This is a genomic window from Sphingobium sp. FG58 (genome assembly GCF_057809055.1).
Genome location: NZ_JBMDJF010000002.1, coordinates 75,457 through 92,222, shown reverse-complemented (window position 1 = coordinate 92,222; position 16,766 = coordinate 75,457). Strand labels below are relative to the sequence as shown.

Below are 16,766 nucleotides of genomic sequence, written 5' to 3'. Positions count from 1 at the left end.
CCTGATTGCCTCGTTCGGAGATGGATCCCCGCCTGCGCGGGGATGACGGTGTCAGTTCTCGATTTTCACGAAATCGAGCTTCAGGAACTTGTCCATCATCGGCCCTTTCCATTCGTCCGGCACAGGGATGGTGCCTAACGCCCAGCCGATGATGTCGGCATCCTGTTCATCCATGAACCGCTCGAACCAGGCGATTTCTTGCGCGTTCCATTCCTTGTGATAGCGCTCGAAAAAGCCGCCCACCGCATAATCGGATTCGCGCGTCCCCCGGTGCCAGGCGCGGAATTTCAGGCGGCGCATCTGGGGATCATCGTTCATGGTCATTCCACTATCCGTTCGTCCTGAGTAGCCATTGAGCGAAGTCGAAATGGCGTATCGAAGGAGGCGCAGGACGCGATGCTTCGATACGGGCCTTCGACTTCGCTCAGTCCCTACTCAGCACGAACGGGAGCAGGGTGGGTAAAAGCAGCTCGGCCGATCGCGCATTTGAGTATGCGCCCCGGCTCAGCTAGACGAGCAGCAGATAGACATGCGACCCGATATTCTCAATCCGCTCTTTGCCGAAATCTCTGTCCTTAAGGGCATTGGACCGGCGCTGGCCCGCCCGCTGGAGCGGCTGGGGCTGGCGCGCGCGGTCGATGTGGCGTTCCATCTGCCGGTCAGCTGGGTCGATCGCGTCCTGACCGACGAGCTGGATATGGCCGATACGGGCCGGGTGATCGGTATCGTCCTGACCCCGGTGGACTATCGCGCCAGCGGCAGCGCCCGCGCGCCGTTCCGCGTCCATGCGACCGACAGGCATGGCAATTATGTGTCGCTGACCTATTTCGGCAGGAACAGCGCCTGGCCGCGCAAGCTGTTGCCGCTCAATGAACCCAAATTCGTGTCGGGCAAGCTGGAGGCCTATGGCGACAATCTCCAGATCGTCCACCCCGACCATGTACTGCCGCCCGACGAGGCCGCGACCATCCCCGCGCGCGAGCCGGTCTATGGCCTGTCCGAAGGGCTGACCAACAACCGGATGCGCGATCTGGTGGGGCAGGCGCTGGCCCGTGCGCCGGACCTGCCCGAATGGATCGAACCCAGCCTGCTGGCCCGCAAGGACTGGCCCGGCTGGCGCGAGGCACTGGCGCGGATTCATGCCGACCCGTCCGACGCCCTGGCCCGCGAACGCCTGGCCTATGACGAGATTTTCGCCGGGCAACTGGCGCTGATGCTGGTGCGGCAATCGTCGCGGCGGCGGCGGGGCGTGCCGATCGCGGGCGACGGCCGGCTGCGGGCGATGCTCAAGCTGCCCTTTGCGCCGACCGGGGCGCAGCGCCGCGCGTTCGGCGAGATTGAGGGCGACATGGCGCAGGCCACGCCGATGCTGCGGCTGCTCCAGGGCGATGTCGGGTCGGGCAAGACTTTGGTGGCGTTGATGGCGTTGCTCAACGCGGTCGAGGCCGGGATGCAGGGCGCGATGCTGGCCCCGACCGAGATATTGGCGCGGCAACATTATGAGACGCTGCGCAAGATGGCGTCGGGCCTGCCGGTGGAGATCGCCATCCTGACCGGGCGCGACAAGGGCAAGGTGCGGGAGGCCACGCTGATGGGGCTGGCCGATGGCAGCATCGACATCCTCGTCGGCACCCACGCCATCTTTCAGGAGGCGGTGCAGTACAAGCATCTGGGGCTGGCGGTGATCGACGAGCAGCATCGCTTTGGCGTGGCCCAGCGGATGATGCTGGCGAACAAGGCGGAGCGCGCGCCGCATCTGCTGGTGATGACCGCGACGCCGATTCCCCGGACACTGACCCTGACATATTATGGCGAGATGGAGGTGTCCAAGCTGGACGAGATGCCGCCGGGTCGCCAGCCGATCCAGACCGTGGTGATGGCCGCCACGCGATTGGACGAAGTGGTCGATGCGCTGGCCCGCCATGTCGAGGGCGGCGGACAAGCCTATTGGGTCTGTCCGCTGGTCGAGGAGAGCGAGACGAGCGATCAGGCCGCGGCGGAGGCCCGCGCCGAATCGCTCAAGTTGCGCTTTGGCGATCGGGTGGGTCTGGTCCATGGCCGGATGAAAGGGCCGGACAAGGACGCCGCGATGGAGGCCTTCGCCGCCAACCGGACCCAGATATTGGTCGCGACCACGGTGATCGAGGTCGGCGTCGATGTGCCAAACTCCAGCCTGATCATCATCGAAGGGGCGGATCGCTTTGGACTGGCCCAGTTGCACCAGTTGCGCGGGCGCGTGGGACGCGGCGACAAGCCGTCGGTCTGCCTGCTGCTGCGTGGCAATGCACTGGGCGAGACGTCGCGGGCGCGGCTGGCGCTGATGCGCGAGACGAACGATGGCTTCCGCATTGCCGAGGAGGATCTGAAACTGCGCGGCGCGGGCGAAGTGCTGGGGACGCGCCAGTCGGGCGAGCAGCAGTTGAAGCTCGCCACGCCGGAGCATCTGGCATCCTTGCTGGACGCGGCGCGCGATGACGCGCACTTGCTGATCGACCGCGATGGCGGCCTCGACAGCCCACGCGGGCAGGCAGCGCGGACTTGCCTCTATCTGTTCGAGCGGGATGCGGCGGTAGGGTTGCTGCGGGGCGGCTAAGCTCACACCATATCCGTTCGCCCTGAGCCTGTCGAAGGGCTGTACTTTTCCGCGAGCAAGAAGAAGTGCAGGGCTTCGACAGGCTCAGCCCGAACGGAGATAAATAAACTACCAGCGACCGCGATCGCGACCCGCTACCAGACCGTCCGACGTGGCGGGACGAGGGCCATCAGCGCGTCATAGGTTCGCGGGGCGATGGGTTTCAGAAATTCGATGCCCAGCCGTCCGTCCTCGACCCAGCGCACTTCGGCGGGATGGTCCTTCAGGATCGGCAGCCAGAGGGTCAGCCGCTCGCCCATCAGCAATTCGCCTTCGGTGCGACACATCGCACCGAGCGCGGAAATGTTGATGATCCGTACGCCATGGGTGCGGCCGCGCGCGGTGACATGGCTTACCATATCGACCAGATCACGGGTGGCCCGGCGCTGATCCACCGCTGGATCGCGCGAGCGCATGACATGATTGAGGTTGGCGAACAGCGACGACATAGCCGCAGCCTAGGGCGACGAAGATGGACGCTTTGCTAGGGGAAAGCGTTAATTTCCCCCTAACATTCTTTCTGCGTCAGGCGACCACGATCCCATGCTTTTTCGTGCCGAAACTCACCTTGTCGCCCGGTTTCAGCGCCAGGGCAGGATCGTTCACCACATTGCCGTTCACGCGGATCGCATTTTCCGACAATTTCCGACGTGCTTCCTTGTTCGACGTGGCAAAGCCGAGCGCGACATTGGCCTGCACTACGGTCAGCGCCTCCGCACCGATGCTGACGGTCGGCAGGTTGGCGTCGGATGCGCCTTCCTCGAAGGTTTTGCGGGCCGTTTCCGCCGAAGCGGCGGCTGCCTCCGCGCCATGGGCCATGGCGGTGGCGGCGTCGGCCAGTATCTTTTTCGCCTCGTTGATCTCCGCGCCCTGCAAGGCTTCCAGCCGGGCGATCTCGTCGAGCGGCAGGTCGGTGAACAGCCGCATGAAGCGACCGACATCGGCATCCTGGGTATTGCGCCAGAATTGCCAATAATCATAGGGCGGCAGCGCGTCGGCGTTCAGCCAGACCGCGCCGTTCATCGTCTTGCCCATCTTGCCGCCGTCCGCCGTGGTGATCAGCGGGCTGGTCAGGCCATAAACCTGCGTGCCCTCGACCCGGCGCGACAGTTCGATGCCGTTGACGATATTGCCCCACTGGTCCGATCCGCCCATCTGCAACCGGCAGGCCGAACGGCGCGACAGTTCCAGAAAGTCATAGGCTTGCAGGATCATATAGTTGAATTCGAGGAAGCTGAGCGACTGCTCGCGCTCTAGCCGCATCTTGACGCTATCGAAGCTCAGCATCCGGTTGACCGAGAAATGCTGGCCGATGTCGCGCAGGAAGGGGATATATTCCAGCCTGTCGAGCCAGTCGGCATTGTCGACCATGACCGCGTCGGTCGGACCATCGCCAAAGGTCAGGAACTTCTCGAACACCCGCTTGATGCTGGCGACGTTGGACGTGATCAGATCGTCGGTCAGCAGCTTGCGCGCTTCGTCCTTGAAGCTGGGGTCGCCGATCTTTCCGGTGCCGCCGCCCATCAGAACGATCGGCTTGTGGCCCGCCTGCTGCATCCGCCGCAGCATCATGATCTGGACCAGGCTGCCGACATGGAGCGAAGGCGCGGTCGGATCGAAACCGATATAGCCGGGTACGATCTCCTTCTGCGCCAGCGCGTCGAGACCCGCCGCATTGGTGACGTCATGGATATAGCCGCGCGTGTCGAGCAGGCGCAGGAGGTCGGACTGATAGTTGCTCATGGCGCGCGCCTGTAGCATTGGGAGGGCGGCTGTAAAAGAGGCGGAGAGTCGTAAATGCTGGCAATCGGCCTGATGTCGGGGACATCGCGCGACGGGATCGACGCGGCGCTGATCGAGACGGACGGGAATGGGCATGTGAAGCCGGTCGCTTTTCATGCGCAACCCTATCATGACGGTTTCCGGCTGCGGCTGGCCGAAGCCTGCGCCCGCGCCATGACGATGGAAGCGCCGGGGTTCGAGCCGCTGATCGCATCGGTCGAGGCGGAACTGACGGAATTGCATGTCGAGGCGGTGGCCGACCTGTTGGGGCGCAGCGGGCATGTGGCGGAGGATATCGGCGTCATCGGCTTTCATGGCCATACCGTGGCGCACCGGCCCGACCGGCGCTGGACCTGGCAGATTGGTAACGGCGCGGCGCTGGCCGGGGCGTTCGGCATAGCGGTCGTCGGCGACCTGCGCAGCGCGGACGTGGCGGCGGGCGGGCAGGGCGCGCCGCTGTTGCCGGTCTATCATCGCGCGCTGGCTGCCGGGCTGGACAAGCCGGTGGCGGTCCTCAATCTGGGCGGGGTCGCCAATATCACCGCGATCGGATCGGACGGGGCGCTGACGGCTTTCGACACCGGGATGGCGAGCGGGCTGATCGACAATTGGATGCAGGCGCATGGGGATGCGGCCTATGACGCGGGTGGGGCTTGTGCGGCGCTTGGGACGGTCGATGAGGCGCGGCTGGCGGCGATGCTGGCCGACCCCTGGTTTGCCGTGCCGCCGCCCAAGAGCATCGACCGGGAGGCGTTCACGATCCAGGCGGTGCAGGGGTTGAGCCTCGAAGATGGCGCGGCGACGCTGACCGCCTTTTCAGCGGCAGCGGTGGCGCGGGGGATAGACCATCTGACCGAGCGGCCCCTATGCCTGCATGTCGCGGGTGGCGGGCGGCATAATGAAACGCTGATGGCGATGCTGGCGGCGCGTTGCGGGGTTGATGTTCGGGCTGTGGATGCGCTGGGCTGGGACGGCGACGCGCTGGAGGCGCAGGGTTTTGCCTATATGGCGGTGCGCCATCTGGAGGGGATGCCGATCAGCTTTCCCGGCACTACGGGCGCGCCGGAGCCGATTACGGGCGGGGTGCTGTTTCGGGCTTAACTTCGCATATTTCCCGGTAAATACGCCATTATATTGCGTGGGCGTGATCCTATCGCAAAGGGCGTGGCGAATCATAGCAAGCTGGTTTGCTGTAGGACAGTGGGGTCATGGCGACGCCGCCTCATGCTGGCCGAAGCCGTCCGGGCCTTCGGGCGGTCGCTGCCTGATCCAGCGGCTGGCGATCAGTTTTATGCCCGATTGCACCGGTAGCCCGGCATGTTCGCTCATCGGGTCGGGGCGTCCGTCGGGGAGGGTGTTGGCAAACAGCAGGCCGTCGCCCTTGCGACCGCGATGGGTGAGGGGCAGGCGGGTAAAGTGGGTTTCGCCGCCGTCATACGCATCGTTGAGATAGACCAGCAGGGTCAGGCTGCGCTGGTTGGTGAGGCCCGGCACAGCGTCCAGATGGGGGCGATATTGCTGGCCGGGGCGGTAGCGCAGCACCTGGAGCGTTTCGCCCTGTTCGACCGCCGTGCCGCTGATGGCGGCGAGGCGGCGGTTGATCGCGTGGATGGCGGGCCATTCGGATACGATGGGAAACCCCGCCGCGTCTGAATCGCGCACAGGATCGGCGACGAAGCGCCTTTGCCCTTCGTGAAAGATCAGCGCCGGACGCAGCCGCCGGTCGGACAGGGTGGCGAGCAGGTCACATTCCGGCGCGGTGAGCAGGCCGGGCAAGGCATGGATCATCGGGCTGTCGGACAATGGCTGAGGCGTGGGCAGAGCAAGCGGATCGCCTTTGGCGTCGATCGCCATCGCCGCGATCAGGGCGCGTTGTTGCGCGGCGATCGGATCGCGGTTCGCCCAATCATCCAGCATCGCCAGCGCACCGGCCCAGTCGCGCGTGCCACCGATCCCGATGGCGAGGAAACCGGCCAGAATCCGTGCTGCACCGATCGTGTCGGCAGCGGCCAGATCAGCGCGCGCAGCAGGCAGGTCGCGCGGCACCAGCCGCCCTTCGACCCGCCAGAGCGCCCGCATCGCCAGCGCGTCGCCATCACCCCGCGCGCAACCGGCATCGACCAGCGCCTGCGCCGACGCGCTGTCGCCGCGCTGGAGCAGCGCCAGCGCCTCTGCCGCCACGCCCGCCATCAGCGCTTGCGGGTCAGCTCCCGCATGGCCGCGTCGATACCCTCGATCGTCAGCGGATACATGCGGTCGTTCATCGCCTCGCGGATCAGTCGGGTCGACTGGCTATAGCCCCAATGCGCCTCCGGCGTCGGGTTGAGCCACACCGTCGCGGGATAGGTATGGGCGACCCGTTGCAGCCACACCCCGCCCGCTTCCTCATTCATATGTTCGACCGAGCCGCCCGGATGGCTGATCTCATAGGGACTCATCGCCGCGTCGCCGACGAAGATCACCTTATAGTCATGACCATATTTGTGGAGGATGTCCCAGGTCGGGGTGCGCTCGGCAAAGCGGCGGCGATTATCCTTCCACACCCCTTCATAAAGGCAGTTATGGAAGTAGAAAAATTCCATATTCTTGAATTCGCTGGTGGCTGCGGAGAAGAGTTCCTCACACAGCTTGACGAACGGGTCCATTGATCCGCCGACATCGAGAAACAGCAGCAGCTTGACCGCATTATGCCGTTCCGGGCGCATGCGGATGTCGAGCCAGCCCTGCCGCGCGGTGCCACGGATGGTTTCGTCGAGGTCCAGTTCCTCCGCCGATCCTTCGCGCGCGAAACGGCGCAGGCGGCGCAGCGCGACCTTGATATTGCGGGTGCCTAATTCTTTCGTGTTGTCGAGATTGGCGAAGTCGCGCTTTTCCCACACTTTGATCGCGCGCTTATGTTTACTCTCTCCGCCGATGCGGACGCCTTCGGGATTATAGCCGCCATGGCCGAAGGGGGATGTGCCGCCGGTGCCGATCCATTTATTGCCGCCCTGATGCCGCCCCTGCTGCTCCTCCAGCCGCTTCTTGAGCGTCTCCATAATCTCGTCCCAGTCGCCCAGCGACTTGATCTTTTCCATCTCTTCGGGGCTGAGATATTTTTCGGCGACCAGCCGCAGCCATTCCTCCGGTATCTCCGCCTCTACGCCTGAACTGCCCAGAACGCCCTTGAACACCTGTCCGAACACCTGATCGAAGCGGTCGAGCAGCCCTTCATCCTTCACATAGGTGGCGCGGGCGAGATAATAGAAATCCTCTGGCCGCCGTTCGATGACGTCGCGGTCCAGCGCTTCCAGCAGCAGCAGATGCTCCTTGATGCTGGCGGGGATGCCAGCGGCCCGGAGCGCATCGAGAAAATTGAGCAGCATGGCCGCCCTTGTCGGGCAGCGCGGCGCGCGATGCAAGCGGCCGGGGCGATGGCTTGTCGGAATATTAAGTGTTGCAGTGCATGGTTAATGCGTCACTATCCGTTGATCCGAAAATTTGGGGCGCACGCTTGGAAAACAGGGACTTGCTGGCTGACCTTGGTGAACGGTCAGGTGACATCGCGTTGCAATGCAGCGAAACGGCGGGCTTTCTGAGCGAGCTGAACCGGCGCATCCAGCAGGATTCGGCGCGCCTGTCCGATTTGCAGGCGAATATGAACACGCTCGCCACCAGCCAGAATGAAAGCGTGGCTGCTGCGCAGGAATTGAGCCTGACCGCGCGCCGGGCCGGGCGGATCATCGCCGACGGGCATGAGGTCGTTACCCTGTCGCTGGGCGAAGTGGCGGGCCTGGTCGAGCATGTCACGGGGCTGGAGGGACATTTGCGCCAGTTCCTGTCGGTGATCGAGGCGGTTGGCGACATTTCCGACGAGTTGGGCGCGATCGCGCGGCAGACGCGGCTGCTGGGTATCAATGCCGCGATCGAGGCGGCGCGTGGCGGGGAGGCGACGCAGGGCTTTGCTGTCGTGGCGGACGAAATCCGGCGGCTGGCGGGGCAGGCGGGCGAATCGGCAGCGTCGGTCGGCGACAAGCTGGGCCAGCTGGATCGCGATGCGCGGCGGCTGATCGGCGGGGTCGAGGCCAATATCGTGCGGGGGCGCGATGTCGGCACGCATATCGACCGGCTGCGGATGAGCATGGCGGAGATCGCGTCGCTGGTGACGCAATTTGCCGAACGGTCCGACGCGATCGTGACCTGCACCGACGAAGCGGATGGCGATGTCGCGGCGCTGCGGCAGGGGCTGGCGCTGTTCAGCCAGTCGGCGAGCGAAAGCGCGACGCGCGTGGAGGAGGCGCGCGGGCAGCTGGAAGGGCTGGAGGGGATGGCCAACGCCATGCTCGACACCGCCGCGCACGGGCCGCAGCGTACCCGCAACAGCCGCTATATCGCGCTGGCGGAGGAGGGCGCGGACGAGGTGATGGCGGTGATCCAGCAGGGGATTGCCGACAATCAGCTGAGCCTGGCCGACCTGTTCGACACGGACTATCGCGCGATCGAGGGGGCCAACCCTACCCAATATCAGACCCGCTTCACCGCCTTTGCGGACGCGCTGCTGCGCCCGACGCTGGACCGGCGTACCAGCGAGGACAGTGCGATTGTGGGCTGCTGCCTGATCGACATGAACGGCTATCTGCCCACCCATATCAGCACGCGCAGCCAGCCCCAGCGGCCGGGCGATCCGCGATGGAACATGGAACATGCGCGCAATCGGCAGATGTTCATGGACAGCCAGACCCGCCGCGCGCTGGACGGGGAGGGGGATTTCTTCCTGTTCACCTACCGCCAGGATCTGGGCGAGGGCCGCTATCGCGCGCTGCGCAGCGTGTTCGTGCCGCTGCTGTTCGGAGGGCGGCGCTGGGGCCTGTATGAGGTCGGCTATCTGATCTGACGGACTGGCAGGGCAAGGCGCGTGCCGCTGCTGCCGGGCGCGCATAGGGATATTTGCGGATGGAGGGGGCGGCTGGCCGGGCATAATCAGGAAGGCAATCGCCTGACGCCCTTATGCCCGGAGTTCACCCCATGAAAACCATCCTGCTGCACATCCATGAGGATAGCGCCCAGACGAGCAGGATGGAGGTTGCGCTGGACATTGCCCGCGCGACCGGCGCGCATATCCGCTGCCTTCAGGTCACGCCGGTAATCGATTATGTTTCGGCGGATATGTATGGCGGCAGCTATGTGCTGCCCAGCGACATCGACAATATTCGCGTCGCCGAGGCGCAAGAAAAGGAAAAGGTCGAAGCGCGGATGCAGCGCGAGGGCGTGGCTTGGGACTGGCGGCACAGTGACGGCGATGTCGTGCAATGCCTGCTGTCCGCGTCGCGGCTGGTCGATGCGATCGTCGTAACCCTGCCGGCGCAGGGCCGCCGGGCGATTGGCGATCCGCTGCCGATCGTTGCGGACCTTGCGATCAGCAGTCGCGCGCCGATCCTGGCCGTGCCGCAGGGGTGCCAGCGCTTTGCCTGTCAGGGGCGGGCGATGGTGGCGTGGGACGGATCGCATGAGGCCGCCGTTGCCCTGTGCGCGGCCCGGCCGCTGCTGGCGCTGGCCAGCGAAGTGCATGTCGTCACGGTCGAGGAAAAGACCAAGCGCGATTTCCCCCCGATCGACGCCAGCGAATATCTCTCCCGCCACGGCATCGCGTCGGAAATTCACGAATGGCCGCGCAAGGGCCGCACGGTTGAGGAGGCGCTGGCCGCCGCCGCGGACGAACTGCGCGCGGACTGGATTGCCATGGGAGCCTTTGGCCATAGCCGCCTGCGCGAGACCATCTTTGGCGGCGTCACCCGCTACCTGCTGGGCGAAGCGCGGGTTCCGCTCTTGCTGGCGCACTGATTTCCGGCCAGTGATGGGCGATGGCGATCAACGATGTCGATCCGCGCGATGACGCGCACAGCCTGGAACAGGCGCTGCTGGGGTCGATCCTGGCGACGGTGCCTGACGCCTTGATCGTCATCGACGCGCGCGGGCGCATCATATCGTTCAGCCCGGCGGCGCAGCGCATGTTTCACTATAGCGAAGCCGATGTGCTGGGCGAGAATGTGGCGATGCTGATGCCATCGCCCGATCGGGAGCGGCATGACGGCTATCTGGCCCATTATCGCGACACGGGCGAAAAGAAGATCATCGGCATCGGTCGCCTGACCACGGCCCGGCGGCGGGACGGGTCGACCTTCCCGATCGAACTGGCGGTGGGCGAGGTGCATGATCAGGGGGAACCGTTGTTCACCGGCTTCATCCGCGACCTGACCGAGCGGCAGCGGACCGAGCGGCGGGTGCAGGATTTGCAGGCCGAACTGAGCCATGCGTCGCGTGTGACCGCCATGGGGACGCTGGCCGCCGCGCTGGCGCATGAACTCAACCAGCCCTTGACCGCAATCGCCAACTATATGGAGGCGGGCCGCGACCTGCTGGCGCAGGAGGGCGCGATCGACCGTGCCTTGCTGGGCGAGGCGATGGACGAGGCCGCGACCCAGGCGCTGCGCGCGGGGGAGATTATCCGGTCGCTGCGCGAATTCATCCGCCGGGGCGAAGCCGACCGCCAGCCCGAAACCGTCGCAACCCTGTTGTCGGAAGGGGTGGCGCTGGCCTTTATCGGCATCGACAGCCGGGGCATTGACATGGACATTGCCGTCGATCCGCGCGTCGGGCGGATCATGGCCAATCGGGTGCAGGTGCAGCAGGTGATCATCAACCTGGTCCGCAATGCGGTTGAGGCCATGGAGGGGCGGCCGATGCGCATCCTCCATCTCTCCGCCGCCCCCGATGAGGAAGGCCGGGTGGAAATCATCATCGCCGACAGCGGCCCCGGCCTTGATCCCGCCGCCGAAAAATCGCTCTTCACCCCGTTCAGCACCACCAAGCCCACCGGCATGGGAGTTGGCCTGTCGATCAGCCGCACCATTGTCGAAGGGCATGGCGGTCGCATCTGGACGAGCCGGTCGCGCTGGGGCGGGGTCGCCTTTCACTTCACCCTTGACCCTGCGGATTGACGCCATGACTCAACCCCTCATCTATGTCGTCGATGATGATGAGGCGATCCGCCGATCGCTCAGCTTCATGCTCAAGACCAGCGGCTTTGCGGTGCAGAGCTTTTCGGGCGGTATCCCGTTCCTGAAGGACGCCGCCGGGCTGGAGCAGGGCTGCGTCCTGCTGGACGTGCGGATGCCGGACATGGACGGGCTGGAGGTGCAGCGCGAACTGCGCGCGCGGGGCATCCTGTTGCCCGTCATCATCATGACCGGCCATGGCGATGTCGGCATGGCAGTGGCCGCGATGAAGGCGGGCGCAACCGACTTCATCGAAAAGCCATTCGAGAAGGCGGCGCTGCTGGACGCCATCGCCGCCGCCTGCGCGCAGGTCGCCGCGCACCGCGATGCGGGCGCCCGGCGCGACGAGGCGCAGGCGCGCCTCAACATCCTGACCGATCGTGAGCGTGAGGTGCTGAACGGGCTGGTCGAGGGGCTGCCCAACAAGTCGATCGCCTATGATCTGGGCATTTCCCCGCGCACCGTGGAAATCCACCGGGCCAATCTGATGCAGAAACTGGACGTGCGCAGCCTGTCCGAAGCTTTGCGCATCGCGTTCCAGGCCGGGCTGAAATGACGCCCGATCAGGGACATTACGGATAGGCCCATGCCTGTCGCTGCGTCAGGCAGCGATCATGATGATGCATTTTGATCTGGCGCAAACCGCGCCCGCCGCCGCCCCGGTTCCTTGCCAGGATGCCAGCTATTGCCAGCAATGCGACGTGCGCGCGCGCGCCATTTGCGGCACGCTGGAGGATGACGAGCGCACAGCGCTCAATCGCCTTGGTCGGCGGGTCATGGTGCAGGCCGGACAAACGGTGATGTGGGAGGGTGACGACGCCACCATCGTCGCCAATGTCATCGAAGGCACGCTCAAATTGTCGGCCTCCACCGGCGACGGGCGCGAACAGATTGTCGGCGTAGTCTATCCGTCCGATTTCATCGGCCGCCCCTTTGGCCGCAGCACGCCGCACAGCGTCACCGCACTGACCGATGCCCGGCTTTGCCTGTTCACGCGGGGCGCGTTCGACGGCTTTGCCCGCACTCATCCCGAATTGGGCCATCGCCTGCTGCAACGCACGCTGGATGATCTCGATCGGGCGCGGGCCTGGATGTTGCTGCTGGGCCGCAAAAATGCGCGGGAAAAGATCGCGACCTTCCTGCTCGACATGTCGCACCGGCTGGCGGGGGAGGGCGCAGGGCCGCTCGACAGCTTCGCCCTGCCCCTGTCGCGCCAGCAGGTCGCCGATGTGCTGGGCCTGACGATCGAGACGGTCAGCCGCCAGATGACCGACATGAAGCGCGCCGGGATCATCGCGCTGCCGAACCGGCGTACGGTCGATATTCTGGACCGCGACCAGTTGGCCTGCTGCGCCGAAGCGGCCTGACCGGTGCATATCGGCGCAGCTAGAGCGCGATGACGTTACCCTGTTCCGTTCGTCCCCCGCCTTCGCGGGCGCAGGCTCTGGGTAGCCATTGAGCGAAGTCGGAGTCGCAGACGACCGTAGGTCAAATGGCGTATCGAAGGACTGCGTTTGGACGCAACCCTTCGATACGGGACTTCGACAAGCTCAGCCCCTACGCAGGGCGAACGGAGCTTGTGTGCCTAAAGCCATCACACGCTAGGGACATTCCCCTACAGACCCCGCTCCCCCCTTTTGACAGAGGACAAGGACAGTCGATGCCCGCCCGTGCAGGCGCGGCGACGAACATATCTCCTGGGGGATAACATGGAACAATTGGTCATCAAGGCGGGCGGATGGTTCGCGCTGGCCCTGCTTGCAGCCGCTGCTGCCGTCATGGCGGCGGACACCGGCTTTGCCGTCCATATGACGATCGTCGCAGCGACGGGATTGCTGCTCGCGGCGCTCACTCTCAATCGCGCCGATTATGGCGCGATCGTGCGTGGCGCGCTCAAAATGCCCGATCCGGGGCGCTATGATGACGACATGATCCGCTGGGGCGTGATCGCGACCGTTTTTTGGGGGCTGGCGGGATTTCTCGCCGGTCTCTACATCGCGCTCCAGCTGGCTTTTCCGGCGCTGAACCTGGGCATCGAATATACCAGCTTCGGGCGGTTGCGGCCGTTGCATACGTCGGCGGTGATCTTTGCCTTTGGCGGCAATGCGCTGATCGCGACCAGCTTCTACGTGGTGCAGCGCACCTGCCGCGCGCGGCTCGCCTTCCCGACAATGGCCCGGTTCGTGTTCTGGGGATACCAGATGTTCATCGTGCTGGCCGCGACCGGCTATCTGCTGGGGATTACCGAGGGTAAGGAATATGCCGAGCCGGAATGGTATGTTGATCTGTGGCTGACGGTTGTGTGGGTCTGTTACCTGCTGGTGTTCGGCGGCACGATCCTGAAGCGGTCCGAACCGCATATCTATGTCGCCAACTGGTTTTACCTGGCCTTCATCATCACCGTGGCCATGCTGCACATCGTCAACAATCTGTCGATGCCGGTCAGCCTGCTGGGGTCCAAAAGCTATAGCGCCTTTGCGGGGGTGCAGGATGCGCTGACCCAATGGTGGTATGGCCATAATGCGGTCGGCTTCTTCCTGACCGCCGGCTTCCTGGCGATGATGTATTATTTCGTCCCCAAGCAAGCCGAGCGCCCGGTCTATAGTTATCGCCTGTCGATCATCCACTTCTGGTCGCTGATCTTCCTCTATATCTGGGCCGGTCCGCACCATCTGCATTACACCGCGCTGCCCGACTGGGCGCAGACGCTGGGTACGGTGTTTTCGATCATGCTGTGGATGCCCAGCTGGGGCGGGATGATCAACGGCCTGATGACGCTGAACGGCGCATGGGACAAGATCCGCACCGATCCGATCATCCGCATGATGGTGATGGCGCTGGCCTTCTACGGCATGTCGACCTTTGAAGGCCCGATGATGTCGATCAAGGCGGTCAACAGCCTGTCCCATTATACCGACTGGACGATCGGCCATGTCCATAGCGGCGCGCTGGGCTGGAACGGCATGATCACCTTTGCCTGCCTCTATTATATGACGCCGCGCCTGTGGGGCCGGGAACGCCTCTATTCGCTGCGCATGATCAACTGGCATTTCTGGCTCGCAACCGTCGGCATCGTTCTTTACGCCGCCGCGATGTGGACGGCGGGCATCATGCAGGGGCTGATGTGGCGCGAATATGGCAGCGACGGCTACCTCGTCTACGCCTTCTCCGAAGTCGTGAAGGCCATGTTCCCCATGTACGTCATCCGCGCGGCGGGCGGCCTGCTCTATCTGGCCGGTGCGATCATCATGGCGGTCAATATCGGCCTGACCATCGCGGGGCGCCAGCGGGACGAAAAGCCGATGCGCGACGCCGCCTTCGATCCTGCTGCGGATCGTCCCCTCCAGCCGCACGCCGCGTGACGGAGAAACCGACATGGAAACCAAGACAAAACGCAAATTCTTCGATCATGGCCGACTGGAGCGTAACGTCTCCCTGCTGGGGATCGCGTCGCTGATCGTCGTCGCCATTGGCGGCATCGTGGAAATCGCGCCGCTCTTCTGGATCGACAGCACGATCGAGAAGGTGGAGGGGATGCGCCCCTACACCCCGCTCGAACTGGCCGGGCGCAACATCTATATTCGCGAAGGCTGCTACAATTGCCATAGCCAGATGATCCGCCCGTTCCGCGATGAAGTCGAACGCTATGGCCATTACAGCCTGGCCGCCGAAAGCATGTATGATCACCCCTTCCAGTGGGGGTCCAAGCGTACCGGGCCGGATCTGGCCCGTGTGGGCGGGCGCTATTCGGATGAATGGCATGTCCAGCATCTGGTCGATCCCCGCGCGGTCGTGCCGGAATCGATCATGCCGACCTATCCCTTCCTGGCGGAGCGGGAATTGAAGGCAGGCGACATGAGCGGCGACCTGACCGCCCTGTCGCGGGTCGGCGTCCCCTATGACAAGGCCGCGATCGCTGCCGCCAATGAGGATTTGAAGGCGCAGGCCGATCCCACCGCGGACAGCACGGCGCTTGTGAAGCGCTATCCCAAGGCGCAGGTGCGCGATTTCGACGGCGATCCGAACAGGCTGACCGAAATGGATGCGCTGGTCGCCTATCTCCAGATGATCGGCACGCTGGTCGATACCAAGGCCGCCGCCGCGCAGGAGACGGTGCGATGAGCTATGACGCGATGCGCCATTTCGCCGACAGCTGGGGCCTGGTTTTCATGGGCCTCACCTATCTGATCCTCATCGGCTGGCATTTTCGGCCCGGCGCGCGCCGCCGCAGCGGGGATGCTACCACGATGATCTTTACCGACAGCGAACCGAAGGGAAGCGACCATGGCTGACCCGACCAAGAGCAAGATCGACCAACCGACCGGCACCCCCACCATGGGGCATGAATGGGACGGGATCGAGGAACTGGATACGCCACTGCCGCGCTGGTGGCTGTGGACCTTCTACGCCTGCATCCTGTTTTCGCTGGGCTATGTCATCGCCTATCCGGCCTGGCCGCTGATCGAGGGCTATACCAAGGGTGCGCTTGGCTGGTCGAGCCGTGGCGATCTGGCCAAGGAGATGGCGACGCAGGCGGCGAAGGTAGCACCGATCCACCGCGCCATCGCGGCGACCCCGATCGATCAGCTTCCGGCCAGGCCCGCATTGATGCAGGCCGCGGTCGATGGTGGCCGCGCGGCGTTCAAGGTGCATTGCGTGCAGTGCCACGGGTCGGGTGCTGCGGGATCGAAAGGCTATCCCAACCTGAATGACGACGACTGGCTGTGGGGGGGCGATCTGGCCACCATCGAAAAGACGATCGTCGATGGCATCCGCAATCCCGATCATGCCGCAACCCGCCTGTCGATCATGCCAGCCTTTGGCCGCGACCAGCTGTTGCAGGCCGCGCAGGTCGATGATGTCGTCGCCCATGTCCGCGCGATCAGCGGCCAGCAAAAGGGGGATGCTGCATCGCAGCGCGGCGCGCAGCTTTTCGCGGACAATTGCGCGGTCTGTCACGGCCCGGCGGGCAAGGGCAATCGCCAGTTGGGTGCGCCCAACCTGACCGATGGCATCTGGCTCTATGGTGGCGATGGGGACTCCCTTCACCAGACCGTCTGGAACAGCCGTCAGGGCGTGATGCCGCGCTGGGGCGACAGGCTGGATGCAGCGACGGTGCGGATGCTGGCGGCCTATGTCCACAGTCTGGGCGGCGGCGAGGCTGCGCCGGTGATGGCGGCGGACAATGGTGCGCACTGACGCCCACCACATCCTCCCCTGCAAGGGGAGGTGGCTGGCCAAGGGCCAGACGGAGGGGTGTCCACCTATCGAGACGGTGACACCCCTCCACCGGCTCCGCCGGTCCCCCTCCCCTTGCA

General features: G+C 64.7%; 16 protein-coding genes. 11 read left to right on the top strand and 5 right to left on the bottom strand.

The window, feature by feature from the left end; genetic code table 11:
- Positions 1-51: 51 nt before the first annotated feature.
- Complete coding sequence (locus tag ACODR8_RS03090) at positions 52-318, bottom strand: FAD assembly factor SdhE (protein ID WP_489006175.1); 267 nt, start codon at positions 316-318, stop codon at positions 52-54.
- Positions 319-529: 211 nt separating this feature from the next.
- On the opposite strand from ACODR8_RS03090, the gene recG reads away from it, so the two are divergent.
- Positions 530-2,593: an ATP-dependent DNA helicase RecG gene (recG, locus tag ACODR8_RS03085; protein ID WP_489005907.1), complete on the top strand. Its 2,064-nt coding sequence runs from the start codon at positions 530-532 to the stop codon at positions 2,591-2,593.
- Positions 2,594-2,727: 134 nt separating this feature from the next.
- On the opposite strand, the gene ACODR8_RS03080 is transcribed toward recG, so the two are convergent.
- The gene (locus ACODR8_RS03080) at positions 2,728-3,081 is read right to left on the bottom strand and encodes a PilZ domain-containing protein (protein WP_489005906.1); all 354 of its coding nucleotides are present in this window, start codon (positions 3,079-3,081) and stop codon (positions 2,728-2,730) included.
- Positions 3,082-3,157: 76 nt separating this feature from the next.
- Positions 3,158-4,375, bottom strand: a complete 1,218-nt coding sequence (gene tyrS, locus ACODR8_RS03075) for a tyrosine--tRNA ligase (RefSeq protein ID WP_489005905.1) — start codon at positions 4,373-4,375, stop codon at positions 3,158-3,160.
- Positions 4,376-4,429: 54 nt separating this feature from the next.
- Between tyrS and ACODR8_RS03070 the strand changes: the two genes are divergently transcribed.
- Positions 4,430-5,515, top strand: coding sequence for an anhydro-N-acetylmuramic acid kinase (locus tag ACODR8_RS03070; RefSeq protein WP_489005904.1), 1,086 nt, complete (start codon positions 4,430-4,432; stop codon positions 5,513-5,515).
- A 105-nt stretch (positions 5,516-5,620) separates the two neighbouring features.
- Here ACODR8_RS03070 and ACODR8_RS03065 read toward each other — a convergent pair whose 3' ends face one another.
- Together ACODR8_RS03065 and ACODR8_RS03060 are read right to left on the bottom strand one after the other, a co-directional pair.
- Positions 5,621-6,604: a 2OG-Fe(II) oxygenase gene (locus ACODR8_RS03065; RefSeq protein WP_489005903.1), complete on the bottom strand. Its 984-nt coding sequence runs from the start codon at positions 6,602-6,604 to the stop codon at positions 5,621-5,623.
- Positions 6,604-7,779: a vWA domain-containing protein gene (locus ACODR8_RS03060; RefSeq protein ID WP_294136469.1), complete on the bottom strand. Its 1,176-nt coding sequence runs from the start codon at positions 7,777-7,779 to the stop codon at positions 6,604-6,606. The genes ACODR8_RS03065 and ACODR8_RS03060 overlap by 1 nt, the downstream gene beginning before the upstream one ends.
- A 143-nt stretch (positions 7,780-7,922) precedes the next feature.
- Here ACODR8_RS03060 and ACODR8_RS03055 point away from each other — a divergent pair, with 143 nt between their 5' ends.
- The 9 genes from ACODR8_RS03055 to ccoP all read left to right on the top strand — a co-directional run bounded on the left by ACODR8_RS03055 (position 7,923) and on the right by ccoP (position 16,647).
- Positions 7,923-9,287 carry a methyl-accepting chemotaxis protein gene (locus ACODR8_RS03055; protein WP_489006174.1) on the top strand — a complete coding sequence of 455 codons (1,365 nt, stop codon included), beginning with the start codon at positions 7,923-7,925 and terminating at the stop codon, positions 9,285-9,287.
- A gap of 131 nt (positions 9,288-9,418) precedes the next feature.
- Positions 9,419-10,234, top strand: a complete 816-nt coding sequence (locus ACODR8_RS03050) for a universal stress protein (protein WP_489005902.1) — start codon at positions 9,419-9,421, stop codon at positions 10,232-10,234.
- A gap of 20 nt (positions 10,235-10,254) precedes the next feature.
- A complete protein-coding gene (locus ACODR8_RS03045; protein ID WP_489005901.1) occupies positions 10,255-11,391 on the top strand; it encodes a sensor histidine kinase in 1,137 nt (378 codons plus the stop codon).
- 4 nt (positions 11,392-11,395) lie between these two features.
- Positions 11,396-12,004 (top strand): response regulator FixJ, encoded by a 609-nt coding sequence (gene fixJ / locus ACODR8_RS03040; protein ID WP_489005900.1) that lies wholly within the window; start codon positions 11,396-11,398, stop codon positions 12,002-12,004.
- A gap of 58 nt (positions 12,005-12,062) precedes the next feature.
- On the top strand, positions 12,063-12,815 hold the full coding sequence (locus tag ACODR8_RS03035; protein ID WP_489005899.1) for a Crp/Fnr family transcriptional regulator: 753 nt from the start codon (positions 12,063-12,065) through the stop codon (positions 12,813-12,815).
- A gap of 342 nt (positions 12,816-13,157) precedes the next feature.
- On the top strand, positions 13,158-14,810 hold the full coding sequence (gene ccoN / locus ACODR8_RS03030) for a cytochrome-c oxidase, cbb3-type subunit I (RefSeq protein WP_489005898.1): 1,653 nt from the start codon (positions 13,158-13,160) through the stop codon (positions 14,808-14,810).
- Between the two features lie 13 nt (positions 14,811-14,823).
- Positions 14,824-15,570 (top strand): cytochrome-c oxidase, cbb3-type subunit II, encoded by a 747-nt coding sequence (gene ccoO, locus ACODR8_RS03025; protein ID WP_489005897.1) that lies wholly within the window; start codon positions 14,824-14,826, stop codon positions 15,568-15,570.
- Positions 15,567-15,740 carry a cbb3-type cytochrome c oxidase subunit 3 gene (locus ACODR8_RS03020; protein ID WP_489005896.1) on the top strand — a complete coding sequence of 58 codons (174 nt, stop codon included), beginning with the start codon at positions 15,567-15,569 and terminating at the stop codon, positions 15,738-15,740. The genes ccoO and ACODR8_RS03020 overlap by 4 nt, the downstream gene beginning before the upstream one ends.
- Entirely contained in the window at positions 15,733-16,647 is a 915-nt protein-coding gene (ccoP, locus tag ACODR8_RS03015; protein ID WP_489005895.1) for a cytochrome-c oxidase, cbb3-type subunit III, read from the top strand. The genes ACODR8_RS03020 and ccoP overlap by 8 nt, the downstream gene beginning before the upstream one ends.
- Positions 16,648-16,766 lie beyond the last annotated feature (119 nt).

Bases quoted from the DNA above. Each gene is read 5' to 3' on its own strand.
- ACODR8_RS03090 (WP_489006175.1), bottom strand. From the start codon at position 318: ATGAACGATGATCCCCAGATGCGCCGCCTGAAATTCCGCGCCTGGCAC.
- recG (WP_489005907.1), top strand. From the start codon at position 530: ATGCGACCCGATATTCTCAATCCGCTCTTTGCCGAAATCTCTGTCCTT.
- ACODR8_RS03080 (WP_489005906.1), bottom strand. From the start codon at position 3,081: ATGTCGTCGCTGTTCGCCAACCTCAATCATGTCATGCGCTCGCGCGAT.
- tyrS (WP_489005905.1), bottom strand. From the start codon at position 4,375: ATGAGCAACTATCAGTCCGACCTCCTGCGCCTGCTCGACACGCGCGGC.
- ACODR8_RS03070 (WP_489005904.1), top strand. From the start codon at position 4,430: ATGCTGGCAATCGGCCTGATGTCGGGGACATCGCGCGACGGGATCGAC.
- ACODR8_RS03065 (WP_489005903.1), bottom strand. From the start codon at position 6,604: ATGGCGGGCGTGGCGGCAGAGGCGCTGGCGCTGCTCCAGCGCGGCGAC.
- ACODR8_RS03060 (WP_294136469.1), bottom strand. From the start codon at position 7,779: ATGCTGCTCAATTTTCTCGATGCGCTCCGGGCCGCTGGCATCCCCGCC.
- ACODR8_RS03050 (WP_489005902.1), top strand. From the start codon at position 9,419: ATGAAAACCATCCTGCTGCACATCCATGAGGATAGCGCCCAGACGAGC.
- ACODR8_RS03045 (WP_489005901.1), top strand. From the start codon at position 10,255: ATGGCGATCAACGATGTCGATCCGCGCGATGACGCGCACAGCCTGGAA.
- fixJ (WP_489005900.1), top strand. From the start codon at position 11,396: ATGACTCAACCCCTCATCTATGTCGTCGATGATGATGAGGCGATCCGC.
- ACODR8_RS03035 (WP_489005899.1), top strand. From the start codon at position 12,063: ATGATGATGCATTTTGATCTGGCGCAAACCGCGCCCGCCGCCGCCCCG.
- ccoN (WP_489005898.1), top strand. From the start codon at position 13,158: ATGGAACAATTGGTCATCAAGGCGGGCGGATGGTTCGCGCTGGCCCTG.
- ccoO (WP_489005897.1), top strand. From the start codon at position 14,824: ATGGAAACCAAGACAAAACGCAAATTCTTCGATCATGGCCGACTGGAG.
- ACODR8_RS03020 (WP_489005896.1), top strand. From the start codon at position 15,567: ATGAGCTATGACGCGATGCGCCATTTCGCCGACAGCTGGGGCCTGGTT.
- ccoP (WP_489005895.1), top strand. From the start codon at position 15,733: ATGGCTGACCCGACCAAGAGCAAGATCGACCAACCGACCGGCACCCCC.